The following is a 14,846-nucleotide window of genomic DNA, read 5'->3' on the forward strand; positions in this document are numbered from 1 at the left end:
GCCGGTTCCGCCGGTCCCTCCCTGCCCTGCCGGTTCCCTCGGTTTCGTCAGCCCCGCCGATCCCCTCGGTTCCGCCGGTTCCTGGGGTTCCCCTTCTGCCGCTCCGGCGCCATCGGCTCGCATGGCGAAGCAACGACGTCAGTGCTCTCCTGGAACTGCAAGCTTCCGGCCACGCGCGCGTGGCCGCCCCGGTCTGCAACCACGACCGAGAGGATGAGGACGGGTGGAGCAGCGCGTTGTGGTCGGTGTGGACGGCTCGGACCCGGGCTGGCTCGCCCTGGACAAGGCGGCGGACGAAGCGGTCCGTCACGGCTGTGCGCTGCACGTCGTGCATGCCACTCGCTGGGAGCGGTACGAGAACTTCGCCGGCGTCGGCCTCGACCGCCCCTCTGCCCGCGTGATGGCCGAGAACATCGTCGCCACGGCCGAGCACCGCGCGGCACAGGGGCGGCCTGACCTCAAGGTGACCGGCGAGACACGGCTGATGGACGCGGTCGACGCGCTGGTCGAGGAGGGCCGCTCTGCCTACGCAGTGGTCGTCGGAACCCGCGGGCACGGAGCCCTGGCGGGCATCCTCCTCGGTTCCGTGAGCCTCGGCGTCGCCGGTCGGGCAACCTGCCCCACGGTCGTCGTCCGCCCTTCGGAGTCCGACCTTCCCGAGGAGCGGCAGCCGGTTGTGCTGGGTGTGGACCACACGGTCGGTTCCCCGGCGATGACCTTCGCCTTCCGGGAGGCGGCGGCGCGCGGCTGCGACCTCGTTGCCGTCCACGCCTGGCGGCTCCCCAACGACGTGGCACCCGAGAGCCCCAGCGGCGAAGCGATCGCCCGCGAGGCCGACAGACTCGTCCAGAACCTGCTTCATGACGAGATGGCCAAGTATCCGAAGGTGACCGTGCGTCAGGTGTCCACCGAGGGGCCCCCTCAGTACGTACTCGTGCGGGCGGCCGCCCAGGCGGGCCTGCTGGTGGTGGGGGCCCGCGGGCGGCATGGAAGAGTCGGCCTCGAACTCGGACTGACCAGCCATGCTGTGCTGCACAACGCTCCGTGCCCTGTCGCGGTCGTGCCGCACGCCTGATTGCTCTCCGACCGGTTCCCGTCCGCCGCAACGCGAGCCCCGCCTTCGGCGCCGCGGCTCGGCGCCCCGCCTTCGGCGCCGCCGCTCAGCGCAGCCGTCGCGGGTAGGCGTGGGGGCCTGTGCCGCGTCCGGGGCGGGGCGGGCGCGGGTGGGCGAGGCGGATGCGGCAGTCGAGGACGGCGACACCGTCGGGACGGGCCAGGACCGGATTGAGGTCGGCCTCGGCCAGTTCGGGCAGATCGTCCGCCATCTTCGACACCCGCAGCAGCAGGTCCTCGAGAGCCGGCAGGTCCACGGCCTCGCCGGAGCCCCGGCCCCGCCCCCGGCCCTGGCCCTGGCCCTGGCCCTGGCCCTGGCCCCGGAGGGTCGGGGCGCACAGCGGTGCGGCGACCAGTTCGTGCACGTCCCGGTCGGTGAGCGGCGCCAGACGGGCGGCGTGGTCGGCCAGCACGTCCGTGGCGGTGCCGCCGAGTCCGAAGAGCACCAGCGGGCCGAAGACGTCGTCCTGTACGACGCCCGCGATCAGTTCCACTCCGCGTCCGGCCATGGGCTGGACGATCGCACCGTCCATCCGCTCCCCCAGCCGGTTCCGGAGGTCCCGGAACGCGCCGCCCGCCGCATCGGGGCCTTCGAGGTCGAGGACGACCGCACCGTGAGCGCTCTTGTGCAGCAGGTCGGGCCCGTACGCCTTGAGCGCGAGACGTCCGCCGCCGGGCGCCAGCCGTGCAGCCTCGCGGACGGCTCCGGCCCGGTCGCGGACCACGGACTGCGGAACGCGGGGGATGCCGTAGAGGTCGAGCAGGTGCCCGCACCGGTCCGGGTCGAGCCAGGTGCCCTCGGGGTGCTCGGAGAGAGCCGCCTGTACGAGCGTGCGGGCCCGGTCGGTGTCCACCCGTCCGCTCAGGTCCGGCACGTGGCCGGGAGGATGTGCCAGCCATCGTGACCTCGCGGCGGCGTGCGCCAGGGCGCGGGCCGCGTCCTGCGGGTCGGCGTAGGCGGGGACCGCGGCCGGCCCGGTGCCTCCGGGCGTCCGCACCAGGCGTACGCGCTCGCTCTGGTCGGGGAGGACCGTCACCAGGGTGCGGCCACCTCCCGGAGCTTCGGCCGAGGCCGCCGCCCGCACCAGGTCGTCCCCGCCGGCCGCCGCGGTCGCGGTCGGGACGAGCACGACGAGCACCGCGTCCACAGGAGCCCGGGTGCTCAGCAGTTCCACGCATTCGGCGAGTGCGCCCCGGCCGACGGCCGCGGTCGTGTCGAGCGGATTGGCCACACGCGCCGCCTCCGGCAGCAGGGTGCGGAGCTCGGCGGCGACGTCCTCGGGCAGCTCCGGCAGGGTCAGTCCCGCTTCGTCGCAGGCGTCGGCGGTCAGTACGCCCGTGCCGCCCGCGTTGGAGACGACGGCGACAGAGGTGCCGGTCGGCAGCGGCTGGCTGTGCATGAGCGCGGCCGTCGCCGTCAGGTCCCCCAGCGAGAGGGTCGCGGTCACTCCGGCCTGGTGGAAGAGGGCCTGCCGCGTCATGGCCGGGGTCGCCGCGGCGGCCGTGTGCCCGGCCGCGGCGCGGCGGCCGGCGTCGGAGCGGCCCGCGTCCACGGTGAGTACGGGCATCAGCCGGGTGACGCGCCGGGCCGTACGGGAGAAGGCGCGGGGGTTGCCGAAGGACTCCAGGTGCAGCAGGCCCACCCTGGTGCGTTCGTCGGCCTCCCACCATTGCAGGAGGTCGTTGCCGCTCACGTCGTACTTGTCGCCCAGTGACACGAAGCTGGAGACGCCGATTCCCAGCCGGGCGAGGTCGCTGAGCAGCGCGATGCCCACCCCGCCGGACTGCACGGCCACCCCCGCGGTGCCCGGCTCGGGAAGATCGGCCGCGAAGGTTGCGTCCAGGCGGATGCCGTCCTCGGTGTTCGCGATGCCCAGGCAGTCGGGCCCCACGAGGCGCATGCCGTAGTGGCGGCAGATGTCGAGCAGGGCGCCGCCCAGCGCCTCGTCCAGCCCGGACGTCAGGACGGTCAGGGCCCGTACGCCGAAGCGGCCGCACTGGTCCGCCGCCTCCGGGACGGCGTGCGCGGGTACGGCGATCACCGCCAGGTCGGGGGTGTGGGGCAGCTCGGAGACGGCGGGGCGGCAGGCGAAGCCCTCGATGGAGGCGGCGTGCGGGTTGATCCCGTGCACAGCGCCCGTGAAACCGGAGCGGCGCAGGTTCCTCAGCACGGCGCGGCCCACCGACTTCGGGGAGCGGCCCGCCCCGACGACCGCCACGGAGCGGGGCTGGAGCAGCGGTCGCATGCTGGCGACGTCGGCAGTGCTGCCCCGGGCGTCGACGGCGGCCAGATAGCTCTCGTGCGGCGTCAGGTCGACGCGGCAGCGAACTTCGCCGTTCTCGAAGGTGCGCTCGTAGCGCAGGCCCAGGTTTTCGAAGACATCCAGGACGTCCCGGTTCTCGGCCAGTGCGTCGGCGGTGAACGTGGTGATGTGCTCGGCTCGCGCGGCGTGCGCCAGGTGCTCCAGCAGCAGGGTGCCGACGCCGCAGTGCTGGAACCCGTCGGCGACGGCGAGGGCGATCTCCGCTGCCGCCGGCTCCTCGAGGAGCTTCTCGTACTCGGCCGTGCCGATGAGTTGCGAGCCGTGGAGGGCGAGGAGCACCAGCAGGTCCGAACGGCCCGGGCCGAAGACCCGGTCGATCTCCCGCTCGCGCAGGCCGGCGCCCGCGCCGAAGAACCGCTGCTTGTGGTCCTGTTGCGACATGCCCTCGTACAGCGCCTCGACCTGGCCGCGGTCGGAGGGCCGCGCGGGCCGGATCTGCACGGTTCTGCCGTCGGTCAGCAAGGCGTACGTCTCCGCCATGCGCGGGGCAGCGTAGGTCATCGGCTCCCCTCTCCCTGCCCTGTGTGCGACTGGTCCCGTACCAGTACACGGGCCGGTGCGGTGGCGCGCGAGCCGGGAGGGAGGACCTGGGGGCGGGCGGGGGCGCGGCACGGCTCATCCGTTCGGCCGAAGGGTGCGGCGGGCGTGGGTGGCGGCCCGGAGCAGGCCCCGGGCGAGCCCGGAGCGGGCCCGGAGCGAGCCCCAAGCTGCCGCTTCCGCACGGCCCCGCCCCCGGAACCGGAGGCCACGGGCCCTCCGCCCCGCACGCGGAACCCTGTGGCGGGCTCACCGCACGCGGCCGATGGTGGGAGGGAGCGGCATCGCTCCGGGGCCTACGTGAGGGAGACGGCTGATGCAGCACCGGACCGTCCACGATCTGATGACCCGCGCCGTGGTGCGCGTTCACCGCGACACCGGGTTCAAGAAGATCGCCGAGATCCTGGCCGAGTACGACATCACGGCGCTCCCCGTGGTCGACGACGACGAGCATCCCGTCGGTGTCGTCTCCGAGGCCGACCTGCTGGGGAAACAGGCGGGGCAGCCCGACCCCTCCGGGCTGATGCCCGCACGCGAGCCCCGGCCCGGCAGCCGGCCTCCCGGGGAGGCCGCCAGAGCGGACGAGCTGATGACGAGTCCTCCCGTGGTCGCCCGTCCCGAGTGGAACGTCGTGGAAGCAGCACGCCTGATGGCGGACCGGCAGGTCAAGAGGCTGCCCGTCGTCAACGAGGCGGACCGCCTCGTCGGCATCCTGAGCCGCTCGGACCTGCTGCGCGTCTTCCTGCGCCGGGACGACGCCATCCGCGAGGAGATCGTGCGCGACGTCCTGGAGCGGACGCTCGGCCTGGCCGCCCGGCAGCTCGCCGTCGAGGTGCAGGACGGCTGCGTGACGCTGAGCGGCGAGGTCGCTCCCGTCCACCTCGTCCCGGTCGTGGAACGTCTGTGCCAGAGCGTCGACGGTGTGGTCAAGGTACGCAGCCGGCTCACGGGCCGGTCCGAGACGGCGCCCGGTGCGGCGGTGCTGCCGTGAGAGCCGCCGCGCGGGCGGCCGTGAGAACTGCCGCAGGAGCTGCCGCGAGACGCGTTCCGGCCGCGCGGGAGCCCGCCCGGAGAGGACCGGGCGGGACGGGCGGCGCCGCCCCCGGGGCAGCGCCGTGACGACGGCGTCGAGGCCCCGGCTGCTGGACGCGCTCCCCTCCCCGGGCTACGACCGGATGATGGAGCACTCCCGCGAGGTGCACTTCCCCAGGGGCACGCGCATCTTCGAGGAGGGCAGCTCCGCGGACCGCTTCTGGATCATCCGCTCCGGCACCGTCCTCCTCGACATGCACGTGCCGGGCCGTCACGCCGCGACGCTGGAGACGCTGCACTCCCAGGACCTCATCGGGTGGTCGTGGCTGTTCCCGCCGTACACCTGGCACTTGGGGGCGGGAGCGGTGACCGCCGTGGGGGCGCTGGAGTTCGATGCGCGGCCCGTGCGCGAACTGTGCGACGAGGACCCCCCGTTCGGAAAGGCGCTGAACCACTGCGTCGCCGAGATCATCGGAGGCCGCCTCCAGGCGGCCCGCAAGCGGCTGCTGGACCTGTACGGCCCCCAGGGCAGCGGACCGGCTCCGTGACCGGGCGGCAGGGCCGGCGGATCACCGGCCCGCCGGGCCCCCGCAGCCGCCGGGCTCCGGAGCCCCTGCGGCCGCGCCGCCGTGGCCGGGCAGCTGCCGCCGGATGAGCCGGGCGAGGGTCTCGACCGCCGCCTCGACTCGGCCGGTCAGTCCCGTGCCGAAGCCCGTGTCGGCGGTCTCCACGGCGTAGACGAGGAGGCGCGGCGGAAGACTGCCCAGCGTCCGGGCGAGACGCACCGCTTCGCCCAGGCCCAGCCCGTGCGTTCCGGCTTCCGGGGCGGGCAGCAGCCCGATGTCGGCGGCTTCGAGGCGGTGGACCGTCCCCGGCTGTCCCGGCCGGGCACGGGCGGCGTCGACCACGATGGCGGATTCGGCGTCCTTCCACAGGGCCACCAGGCGCCCGGGTTCCCCGTCGCTGACGTGGAGTGCGACGCCGGCCGGGACTCCCCGCCCGGCTGCGAGCCGGGTGACGACGCGCGGTCCCGCTCCGTCGTCCCGCCGGTGGACGTTGCCGATGCCGATGACGACGGTGCGTGCGGGGACGCGGAGGGGATTCATCAGGGGTTCCTACCGAGCCGCCCGGGCCCGGTCGCCCGCTCCCGCGCGAGGCCACCGTACAGAGTGACGGCACGGACCCGTCTGGCTTCACCCCCGGCTGTCGGTACGTCGGGCAGCCGCCCGCGCTTCGGATACTGGCCGTCCCGGTTCCGCGAGGGAAGGTGAGCGATGACGGAGGACTCCCGGCAGAGCGCGGTGCTCGACAAGGACGGGATCGACGCGCTCATCGCCCTGCTCGCGCAGGACGGACGGACCGTCATCGGGCCGACCGTGCGTGACGAGGCCATCGTGCTGGACGAGATCGGCGGCGGCCGCGACCTGCCGTACGGGTGGGGAGTGGAGCTGGAGGCGGGGCGCTATCGGCTGCAGCCGCGCTCCGACGGGGCCGCCTTCGCGCACAGCGCCGGCCCCCAGTCCTGGAAGACGTACCTGCATCCGCAGCGCGAACGGCAGTGGACCACCGACCTCACGGACGACGGCGACCTGGTCTTCAACGAGGAGGACAGTGCCGTGCCTTCGTACGCCTTCATCGGCGTACGACCCTGCGACCTGCGGGCGATCGCGATCCAGGACCGGGTCCTCGGCGGCGGTCCGCACACCGACACCCGGTACGCGGCACGCCGCCGGCGGGCGTTCCTCGTCGTGGCGGAGTGCACGGAACCGGGTGCCACCTGCTTCTGCGTGTCCATGGGGTCGGGCCCGGCCGCGGGACCCGGCTACGACCTGGCGCTCACCGAGATCGTCGAGCCGGACAGCCACCGGTTCCTGGTACGGGCGGGCAGCGACGAAGGAGCGACGGTACTGGCCCGTCTCCCGCGTGCGCCGGCCGACGAGCGCACGTCGGAAGCGGCCAGGGGACTGGTCGAGGCGGCGGCCGGACGCATGGGACGCAGCATGCCGCCGGTGAACCTGCGGGACCTGATGCGGGACACCCTGCACGCCGAACGCTGGAACGACGTCACCGCACGCTGCCTGACCTGCGGAAACTGCACGATGGCCTGCCCCACCTGCTTCTGCACGAGCGTCGAGGACGTCACGGATCTGACGGGTACCCACGCGGAGCGCTGGCGGCGTTGGGAGTCGTGCTTCGACGTGGAGTTCACCCACCTGACCTCCGGTCCTGTCCGGGCGACGCCGCTGAGCCGGTACCGGCAGTGGCTGACGCACAAGGTCGGCACCTGGCACGACCAGTTCGACAGCACGGGCTGCGTGGGCTGCGGCAGGTGCATCGTGTGGTGCCCGACGGGAATCGACATCACGGAGGAAGTGCACGCCCTGCACGCGGAGCGCTCGGCGTCTGCGGCGGCTCCGGCGTCTGCGGCGGCCCCCGCGGCCCCGGCGCCTCCGGCGGAGGGCCCGGCGTGAGCGCCGCCCGGCGCGGCTTCCTCGACGCCCTGCCCGGCATCCACCGGGGCTGGCTCCTCGGGTTCGCGCACGAGACCAGCTTCCCCGCCGGGACCAGGATGTTCGACGAGGGAGGCGCAGCGGACCGCTTCTGGCTCCTGCGCAGCGGTCTGGTGGCGCTCGACGTGCACGTCCCCGGCCGCGGGACCGTCGTCGTCGAGACCGTTGCGGACGGTGAACTGCTCGGCTGGTCATGGCTCTTCGAGCCCTACCGGTGGCATCTGGGCGCCCGCACCCGCACCGAGGTCCACGCGTGGGAGTTCGACGCCCGGCTGGTGCGCGACGCCATGGAGGACTCGCCGGCCGCCGGGCTGGCCCTCTTCCGCACCATCGCCGAACAGGTCATCGGCGAGCGCCTGCGAGCCGCCCGCACCCGGCTGATGGACCTGTACGGGAACGGGCCGGAGCCGGCGCCCGCCCCGCGCGGGGCGGCCCGGTGACGTTCCCCCCGCCCGGTGCCGTCCCCGCCCGGCCGCCGTCCCCTTACCGGGTGGTGATGCGCAAGGAGGAGACGGCGGACACGTCGACGATCGTGCTGGACCCGGTGCGCTCGGCGCTGCCGCCGTTCGATCCCGGCCAGTTCGCCATGGTCCACGGCTTCGGCGTGGGGGACGTCCCGCTGTCCGTCTCACGCCTCGAAGGGGACCGGCTCTCGCACACCGTCCGCTCCGCCGGCGCCGTCTCCGCCCGCCTGGAGACCCTGACGGCCGGCACCGTGGTCGGTGTGCGAGGCCCCTACGGCGCCGGCTGGGACCTGTCCGCGGCGGCCGGGCGGGACCTGCTGATCGTCGCGGGAGGCCTCGGCCTCGCCCCGCTGCGTCCCGTGATCGGTGCGGTGCTGGCCGCTCCGGAGGGGTTCGGCAGGGTGAACGTCGTGATCGGGGCGCGCTCCCCCGGCGACCTGTTCTACGGCGAAGAGTTCGAGACGTGGCGCACCGCGGGCGCCACGGTCCTGGTCACGGTGGACCGGCCGGACGAGACCTGGCGCGGCGACGTGGGCGTGGTGACCGGACTCGTCGGCAGGACCGGCTTCGACCCCGGCCGCGCGGCGGCTTTCGTGTGCGGGCCCGAGGTGATGATGCGCGCGACAGCGCGCGACCTGCTGCGGCGCGGGCTGCCGCCGCAGCGGATCCAGCTTTCGCTGGAGCGCACCATGCAGTGCGGCACCGGACACTGCGGCCACTGCCAGCTCGGTCCTCTCCTGCTGTGCCGGGACGGGCCCGTGGTGCCCTGGAACGTCGCCGAACCGCTCCTCGCCGTAAGGGAGTTGTGAGATGAGCACGGAGGACGAGGGGAGCGGGCGCCGCCGACCCCGACTGGCGGTCTTCAAGTTCGCCTCCTGCGACGGCTGTCAGCTGACGCTGCTCAACTGCGAGGACGAACTGCTCGCGCTGGCCGAGCGCATCGACGTCGCGTACTTCGAGGAGGCGGTCACCGCGCCCGACCAAGGCGTGTACGACCTCGCGCTGGTCGACGGCTCCATCACCACGCCCGAGGACGCGCAACGCGTACGGCACGTACGGGAGGTCTCCCGCCACCTGGTGACCCTGGGTGCGTGCGCGACGGCCGGCGGCATCCAGGCGCTGCGCAACTACGCGGACGTGGCCGAGTTCCGCGCCGTCGTCTACGCCCGCGGCGACTACATCGACTCCCTCGCCACCTCCACCCCCGTCAGCGCCCACGTGCCGGTCGACTTCGAACTGCGGGGCTGCCCCATCGACCGCGGCCAACTCCTCGAAGTCGTCACCGCCTTCCTGGACGGACGCACACCGGACGTGCCGGCTCACAGCGTCTGCTTCGAGTGCAAGCGGCGCGGCACGCCCTGCGTGACGGTCGCCCGCGGCGTGCCGTGCATGGGGCCGGTCACCCACGCCGGGTGCGGTGCCCTGTGCCCCGCCTACGGGAGGGGCTGCTACGGCTGCTTCGGCCCTTCCGATTCGACCAACTTCCCCGCGTTCGTACCGCTGTTGCGCCGTGACGGCATGGACGTCGTGCGTCTGCTGCGGACCTTCAACACCGCGGCGCCGGAGTTCGACGCCGCCTCCAGGAAGGAGGAGCTCGGGTGAGCACCGGGACTACGAGAGAGCTGCGCCTGGGCGGCCTCACCCGGGTCGAGGGCCAGGGTGCGCTGAGGCTGCGGCTGCACGGCGACCAGCTCGTCGAGAGCCTGCTGGCGATCTACGAACCCCCGCGCTACTTCGAGGCTTTCCTGCGGGGCCGCTCCTTCACCGAACCGCCCGACATCACCTCACGCATCTGCGGGATCTGCCCGGTCGCATACCAGATGAGCGCCTGCCGGGCCCTGGAGGACGCCTGCGGTGCCGTCGTCGGCGGGCAGTTGGCGGCCCTTCGCCGGCTCCTGTACTGCGGCGAGTGGATCGAGAGCCAGACCATGCACATCTACATGCTGCACGCCCCGGACTTCCTGGGCTGTGCGGACGTGATCGGCCTCGCCGGCCTCGCCCGGACGGAAGTCGAGCGCGGCCTGCGCCTGAAGCAGGCCGGCAACGCCGTCGTGGAGCAGCTGGGCGGGCGTTCCATCCACCCGGTCAACGCACAGCTCGGAGGCTTCCACCGGGTACCGGCACGCACCGAACTGCGGCCCCTGCGGGAGATGCTGGTCCGGGCACGGGACGACGCGGAGGCGACGGTGCGCTGGGTCGCCGGATTCGACTTCCCCGATGCCGCCGTCGACGTCGACTTCCTCGCCCTCGCGGAACCCGGCACCTACGCGATCGAGTCCGGCACCCCGGCGGTGGTGGCCGCCTCCCCTTCCGCAGCCTCCTCTTCCGCAGCCTCCGACTCCGCGCCGGAGCCGCCGGAGCAGGCGGCTCACCGCACGTTTCCGCTCGATTCGTTCAGCGAGCACGTCGTCGAGTACCAGGTGGCCCACTCCACGGCACTGCACTCCCGGCTGGACGGCCGCCGCCATCTGACCGGGTCGCTCGCCCGGTTCGCCGTCAGCGGCCGGTGGCTCCCGCCTGAACTGCGCGGTCTGGCAACGGAGTCGGGGCTCGGCGATCCCGCCGGGGGCGAGGTGTGCCGCAACCCCTTCCGCAGCATCGTCGTACGGGCGATCGAGGTCCTTTACGCGGTGGAGGAGGCACTGCGCATCATCGACGGCTACGAGCCGCCGCCGTCGCCCCACGTCGACGTCCCCGCCCGTGCCGGCACCGGACACGGAGCGACGGAAGCACCCCGGGGGCTGCTCTACCACCGGTACACGCTGGACGCGGCCGGCACCGTCACCGATGCCGTGCTGGTGCCGCCGACCTCGCAGAACCAGGGAGCCATCGAGGAGGACGTCCGCCGCGCGCTCCAGGAACGCCTGGGCGCCGGCCCCGCCACCGACGCGGAACTGGCCGCCGTGGGCGAGCGCGCGGTCCGCAACCACGACCCGTGCATCTCGTGTTCCGCGCACTTCCTGCGGCTGCACGTCGAACGCGAGGAGAGCGCAGAGCACGAGGCGAGCGGGGAGGGCGGGGCGAGCGCAGAGCGCGGGGAGAGCGGGGAGAGCGGGGAGGACGAGGACAGCGCAGAGCGCGCGGCACGCAAGGGCGCGACCGGTCCGGACACGGGCGCCCGCACCGGGTGAACGCGCGGCACCACCGCGCCCTCTGTGGCGAAGGCCGCTCTCACCCCGGCCGGAGTTCCATCCACCGCGCCCGGCCGGGCGGAATCCTGTAGGTCCGTCCGCCCGCCTCCACACGCAACGGATCGGCCGCCGAAGCCGGTACCGCCACGTGCAGCCGGTCCTTGCGCACCTTGATCTCGACGCCCCAGTGGCCGAGACAGTGAACCGTGCAGCTGAACTTCGACAGCTGCGGCAGCGGTGCCGGGTCCAGGTGCAGGGCCCCGGCATGCACCCGGAGGCCCGTCAGCCCGCGCTGAACCAGGTCGAGGGTGCCCGCCATGGCGCCGAGGTGGATGCCCTCACCAGTGGTGCCTCCCTGAAGGTCGGCGACGTCGGACAGCAGCGCCTCCCGGCAGTGCTGCCAGGCGTCCGCCCGGTGTTCCCGCGCCAGCACCCAGGCGTGGACGAGGCTGCTGAGGGTCGACCCGTGGCTGGTGCGGCGGAGGTAGTAGTCGCAGGTCCGCTCCCAGAGCGCGTCGTCCAGCGGACAGCCGAGCCGGTCGAACAAGGCCTTGAGTTCGGCCGGCGGGAAGAGGTAGCCGAGCATGAGGACGTCGGCCTGCTTGGAGGCGCGGTAGCGGTTGACGCTGTCGCCCTCGGCCTCCAGCACCCGGTCCAGGCGTCTCATCCCGTTTCCGTAGACGGCCTCGTAGCGCTCCCAGTCGAGTTCGGCGAGGTCCCCGTAGCCGTCGAACTGGCTGATGACACCGGCGTGGTACGGGACCCTCAGGCGGCGCGAGACGTCCTCCCAGCGCTCCAGTTCCCCGGGCGCGAGTCTCAGCTGCTCGAAGAGCTCCCCCCGGCGGTGGTCGGGCAGCGTCGAGACCAGTTCCAGGGCACGCGCCAGGACCCAGGCGGCGCCGACGTTGGTGTAGGCGTTGTCGGCGAGGCCCGGCTCGTCGGCCCCGGGATAGGCGTCGTGGTACTCGTCGGGGCCGACCACGCCCGTGATGCGGTAACGCCCCGCCGCGTCGTCCCACCGGGCCAGGCTGCTCCAGAAGCGGGCGATGAGCAGCAGCATCTCCGCCCCCTTGGTGTAGAGGTATTCGAGGTCGCCGGTGGCCTGCGCGTAGTGCCAGATGTTGTAGGCGACGGCGGAGCCGACGTGGCGCTGAAGGCGGGAGCGGTCCGGGAGCCACCGGCCGGAGCGGGGGTTGAGGTGCAGCGTCTGCGTCTCCTCGCGTCCGTCGCTGCCGCTCTGCCACGGGTACATCGCGCCTTCGTACCCCGCGTCACGGGCGGCGCGGCATGCCTGCGGCAGGCGGCGGTGGCGGTAGTCGAGCAGGGCCCGGCACACGTCCGGCACGTGCAGGGTGGAGTAGGGCAGGATGAACAGCTCGTCCCAGAACACGTGCCCTCTGTAGGCCTCACCGTGCAGTCCCCGTGCCGGCGCACCCGCGTCCAGGGAGGCGGTGTGCGGGGAGAGGGTCTGCAACAGGTGGAACTGGTGCAGGCGCAGGATGCGTCCGGCCTCCCCCGCAACCTCCATCCGTGTGTCGGTCCACAGCCTGCGCCAGGCCGTGCGGTGCGCCGCGCGCAGGTGCCTGAACACCGGGGCCCTGCGGGCCGCCTGGACCGAGGCGTGCAGCGGGTCGCTGATCGCGTTGTCACGTGAGGTGTGCAGCGCGACGGTCTTCTCGACCGTCACCGGCAAGCTCTCCGCGATCGGAACGCTCCTTCGGTCGGCCGTCCTGCGGGGCGCGAACGAAGGTGCCGCCTGCCCGGGACCGCCCGCCGGAGCGGCGACTGTGGTGCGTGCGGCGAGGGCGATGTCGATGCCGGAGCTGGTCGTCCGGCAGCGGAGCCAGGTGACCTGCGGCTCCGTGGTCCCGGTGTCCCAGTCGCACAGGTGCCGGTCGGCGAGGTCGCGGTAGCGGGCGACCCCGTCGTTGCGCACGTCGCCGTCGAGGCACGACTCGATGTCGATGCTGCCCGACCAGCCGCGTGCGGTGAAGACGATCCGCAGAGCCGCCAGTTGGGGATCGGCCATGCTCACGATGCGGGTCTCCTCGACTTCCAGCTCGCGCCCGCCGGCATCGCGGTAGGCGGTGTAGCGGGTGAGTTCGCCGTGCCGGATGTCCAGCCGGCGGTGGTGGGCCACCATCTCGGGCGAGCGGGGGGAGAGCCAGTCGCCGCGCTCGCCGCCGGCGGGGTGGAGGCGGTAGCGCAGGAGGAGCCAGTTGGGGAGATTGACCATGTCCTCGTTCTCCACCTCGTGCCCGGAGACGTCGGAGACGAGGCGGTTGGAACAGCCGGCCGCGTAGGTGCCCGGGTAGTGCGCGCCGCCGGCCGGCAGCTCGACGGCGGCTCCTCTGGTGGCGAAGCGGCCGTTCCCGAGGGTGCACAGCGCCTCACGCAGCTGTTCCTGCTCCGGCTCGTAGCCCTCGTACAGCCACGTCCAGGCGTCCATGGTGATCCTCCGGACGGCAGCCCGGCCCCGACCGGACGGACGGGTGCCATCGGCCGGGTGTCCCGCTGACCGGCCCGTATGTCCCCGGGATGGTTCGGCGACAGCCGCGGCGGCTGAGGCACAGCCGCCGCGGTCCGTGGACCCGGGGGACCGCGGCCCGCAGACGGGCGAAGGCCGGTAACCCGCCAGGAGCAGCGGGTGCGATCCCCCGGGAGACAGCGGCTCGGCTCTCCGGCAGCGGCTCAGCCCTCCGGTACGACCGCCACGGGACAGGGAGCGTGATGGAGTGCCGCGTACGTCGCCGGTCCCACGTAGGCGCCGTACGGCTTGTGCCGGGCCGGGCGCCCGAGAACGACCAGCCCTGCCCCTTGCGCGGCCTCCACGATCAGCCGGCCCGGCGGGCCGAGCGAGGCCTCCTCCTTCACCTCGACCTCGGGGAACCTCTCACGCCACGGGGCCAGCCGCTCCGCGAGCAGGCGGGCCGCGTCGGCCTCCAGCGCCTCCGTCTTCCCGAGGGCGAGAGCTTCGGGACTGTCCGGCGGCACCGGCAGCGGCCGCCAGCCGTGAACGGCGTGCAGCGTGGCGCCGCGGCGGCCGGCCGCGTCGAAGGCGAAGGCCGTCTGGCTGCTGCACGGCTCGGAGGCCACTCCCAGGACGATCTCCCGGTACGGGGTCGCCGCGGAGGGAAGACCGGACGCGTCGGGCATGTGCTCCTCCTCCGGCCGGCTGGAGGGGCGCACGAGAACCAGAGGGCACATCGTCCGCGCGACCGTGGCGAGCGACACGGAGCCCAGAAGGTAGCCCGCCACGGTGTGGAGCTGCCGGCAGCCGAGTACCAGGAGCTCGGCGTCCTCCGAGAGATCGGCGAGGGCGGCGGCGGGCTGGCCGGGAGCCTCCTCCAGCACCATCGGCACCTGGGGGTGTCTGGCGCGCAGCTCCTCGAGGGTCCCCGGTCGTATCCCGCCGACGACCCCGCGGTGTTCGTCGTAGCCGGGGGTGTGCTCCTGTACGTGCACCAGACGCACTTCCGCGCCCCGGCGCTGCGCCTCGCGGGCAGCCCAGTCGGAGGCGGCGACGCTTCCGGTCGTCCCGTCCAGGCCTGCGATGACGGTGTCGGCCATGGCTCCTCCCTCGAACGAGCCGGGAACGGAACCCTCCTGGTCCGGAACGGGCGCTCCCCTCCTGCCAGTGTCATCGGGGAAGGGGCGGCCCGGGAGAGCCGGAGGGCCCTGTCCGGGGCCGGCCGGGCCCTCCTTCCGTCCGGTCGCCGTCGGCCGCGCGATCGC

Annotated in this window: 12 protein-coding genes; 8 read left to right on the forward strand and 4 right to left on the reverse strand. The window is 73.6% G+C overall.

Translation table 11 applies throughout. The features are described from left to right. Positions 1 to 223 precede the first annotated feature (223 nt). Complete coding sequence (locus H180DRAFT_RS05240; protein ID WP_055484772.1) at positions 224 to 1,075, forward strand: universal stress protein; 852 nt, start codon at positions 224 to 226, stop codon at positions 1,073 to 1,075. Positions 1,076 to 1,160: 85 nt separating this feature from the next. Here H180DRAFT_RS05240 and H180DRAFT_RS05245 read toward each other — a convergent pair whose 3' ends face one another. Then, positions 1,161 to 3,938 carry a bifunctional acetate--CoA ligase family protein/GNAT family N-acetyltransferase gene (locus H180DRAFT_RS05245; protein ID WP_055484773.1) on the reverse strand — a complete coding sequence of 926 codons (2,778 nt, stop codon included), beginning with the start codon at positions 3,936 to 3,938 and terminating at the stop codon, positions 1,161 to 1,163. Positions 3,939 to 4,290: 352 nt separating this feature from the next. Here H180DRAFT_RS05245 and H180DRAFT_RS05250 point away from each other — a divergent pair, with 352 nt between their 5' ends. Together H180DRAFT_RS05250 and H180DRAFT_RS05255 are read left to right on the forward strand one after the other, a co-directional pair. Further along, positions 4,291 to 4,965, forward strand: coding sequence for a CBS domain-containing protein (locus H180DRAFT_RS05250; protein ID WP_055484774.1), 675 nt, complete (start codon positions 4,291 to 4,293; stop codon positions 4,963 to 4,965). 124 nt (positions 4,966 to 5,089) lie between these two features. Then, positions 5,090 to 5,554 (forward strand): Crp/Fnr family transcriptional regulator, encoded by a 465-nt coding sequence (locus tag H180DRAFT_RS05255; RefSeq protein ID WP_254665887.1) that lies wholly within the window; start codon positions 5,090 to 5,092, stop codon positions 5,552 to 5,554. Positions 5,555 to 5,575: 21 nt separating this feature from the next. Here the strand turns inward: H180DRAFT_RS05255 and H180DRAFT_RS05260 are convergent, their stop codons facing one another. Continuing rightward, entirely contained in the window at positions 5,576 to 6,112 is a 537-nt protein-coding gene (locus H180DRAFT_RS05260) for a hydrogenase maturation protease (RefSeq protein ID WP_055484775.1), read from the reverse strand. 168 nt (positions 6,113 to 6,280) lie between these two features. Between H180DRAFT_RS05260 and H180DRAFT_RS05265 the strand changes: the two genes are divergently transcribed. The 5 genes from H180DRAFT_RS05265 to H180DRAFT_RS05285 are packed head-to-tail and all read left to right on the forward strand — an operon-like array spanning position 6,281 to position 11,111. Next, positions 6,281 to 7,477, forward strand: coding sequence for a 4Fe-4S dicluster domain-containing protein (locus H180DRAFT_RS05265; protein WP_055484776.1), 1,197 nt, complete (start codon positions 6,281 to 6,283; stop codon positions 7,475 to 7,477). Continuing rightward, positions 7,474 to 7,956, forward strand: a complete 483-nt coding sequence (locus H180DRAFT_RS05270) for a cyclic nucleotide-binding domain-containing protein (RefSeq protein ID WP_055484777.1) — start codon at positions 7,474 to 7,476, stop codon at positions 7,954 to 7,956. The genes H180DRAFT_RS05265 and H180DRAFT_RS05270 overlap by 4 nt, the downstream gene beginning before the upstream one ends. Before the next feature lie 56 nt (positions 7,957 to 8,012). Continuing rightward, a complete protein-coding gene (locus H180DRAFT_RS05275) occupies positions 8,013 to 8,789 on the forward strand; it encodes an FAD/NAD(P)-binding protein (RefSeq protein ID WP_055484930.1) in 777 nt (258 codons plus the stop codon). Between the two features lies 1 nt (position 8,790). Next, positions 8,791 to 9,582, forward strand: coding sequence for an NADH-quinone oxidoreductase subunit B family protein (locus tag H180DRAFT_RS05280; RefSeq protein ID WP_055484778.1), 792 nt, complete (start codon positions 8,791 to 8,793; stop codon positions 9,580 to 9,582). Beyond that, on the forward strand, positions 9,579 to 11,111 hold the full coding sequence (locus tag H180DRAFT_RS05285; RefSeq protein WP_074466636.1) for a Ni/Fe hydrogenase subunit alpha: 1,533 nt from the start codon (positions 9,579 to 9,581) through the stop codon (positions 11,109 to 11,111). Before H180DRAFT_RS05280 ends, H180DRAFT_RS05285 begins: the two co-directional genes overlap by 4 nt. Before the next feature lie 40 nt (positions 11,112 to 11,151). Here the strand turns inward: H180DRAFT_RS05285 and H180DRAFT_RS05290 are convergent, their stop codons facing one another. Beyond that, on the reverse strand, positions 11,152 to 13,560 hold the full coding sequence (locus H180DRAFT_RS05290) for a glycoside hydrolase family 65 protein (RefSeq protein WP_055484779.1): 2,409 nt from the start codon (positions 13,558 to 13,560) through the stop codon (positions 11,152 to 11,154). Positions 13,561 to 13,802: 242 nt separating this feature from the next. Beyond that, the gene (locus H180DRAFT_RS05295; RefSeq protein WP_055484780.1) at positions 13,803 to 14,681 is read right to left on the reverse strand and encodes a universal stress protein; all 879 of its coding nucleotides are present in this window, start codon (positions 14,679 to 14,681) and stop codon (positions 13,803 to 13,805) included. Positions 14,682 to 14,846 lie beyond the last annotated feature (165 nt).

Origin of the sequence: Streptomyces sp. WMMB 322, from assembly GCF_900090145.1 — a bacterium.
In the GTDB taxonomy this organism is placed as follows: domain Bacteria; phylum Actinomycetota; class Actinomycetes; order Streptomycetales; family Streptomycetaceae; genus Streptomyces.

Coding starts and splice junctions, on each gene's coding strand:
- H180DRAFT_RS05245 (WP_055484773.1), bottom strand. CDS start 3,938: ATGACCTACGCTGCCCCGCGCATGGCGGAGACGTACGCCTTGCTGACC.
- H180DRAFT_RS05250 (WP_055484774.1), top strand. CDS start 4,291: ATGCAGCACCGGACCGTCCACGATCTGATGACCCGCGCCGTGGTGCGC.
- H180DRAFT_RS05260 (WP_055484775.1), bottom strand. CDS start 6,112: ATGAATCCCCTCCGCGTCCCCGCACGCACCGTCGTCATCGGCATCGGC.
- H180DRAFT_RS05265 (WP_055484776.1), top strand. CDS start 6,281: ATGACGGAGGACTCCCGGCAGAGCGCGGTGCTCGACAAGGACGGGATC.
- H180DRAFT_RS05275 (WP_055484930.1), top strand. CDS start 8,013: ATGCGCAAGGAGGAGACGGCGGACACGTCGACGATCGTGCTGGACCCG.
- H180DRAFT_RS05280 (WP_055484778.1), top strand. CDS start 8,791: ATGAGCACGGAGGACGAGGGGAGCGGGCGCCGCCGACCCCGACTGGCG.
- H180DRAFT_RS05290 (WP_055484779.1), bottom strand. CDS start 13,560: ATGGACGCCTGGACGTGGCTGTACGAGGGCTACGAGCCGGAGCAGGAA.
- H180DRAFT_RS05295 (WP_055484780.1), bottom strand. CDS start 14,681: ATGGCCGACACCGTCATCGCAGGCCTGGACGGGACGACCGGAAGCGTC.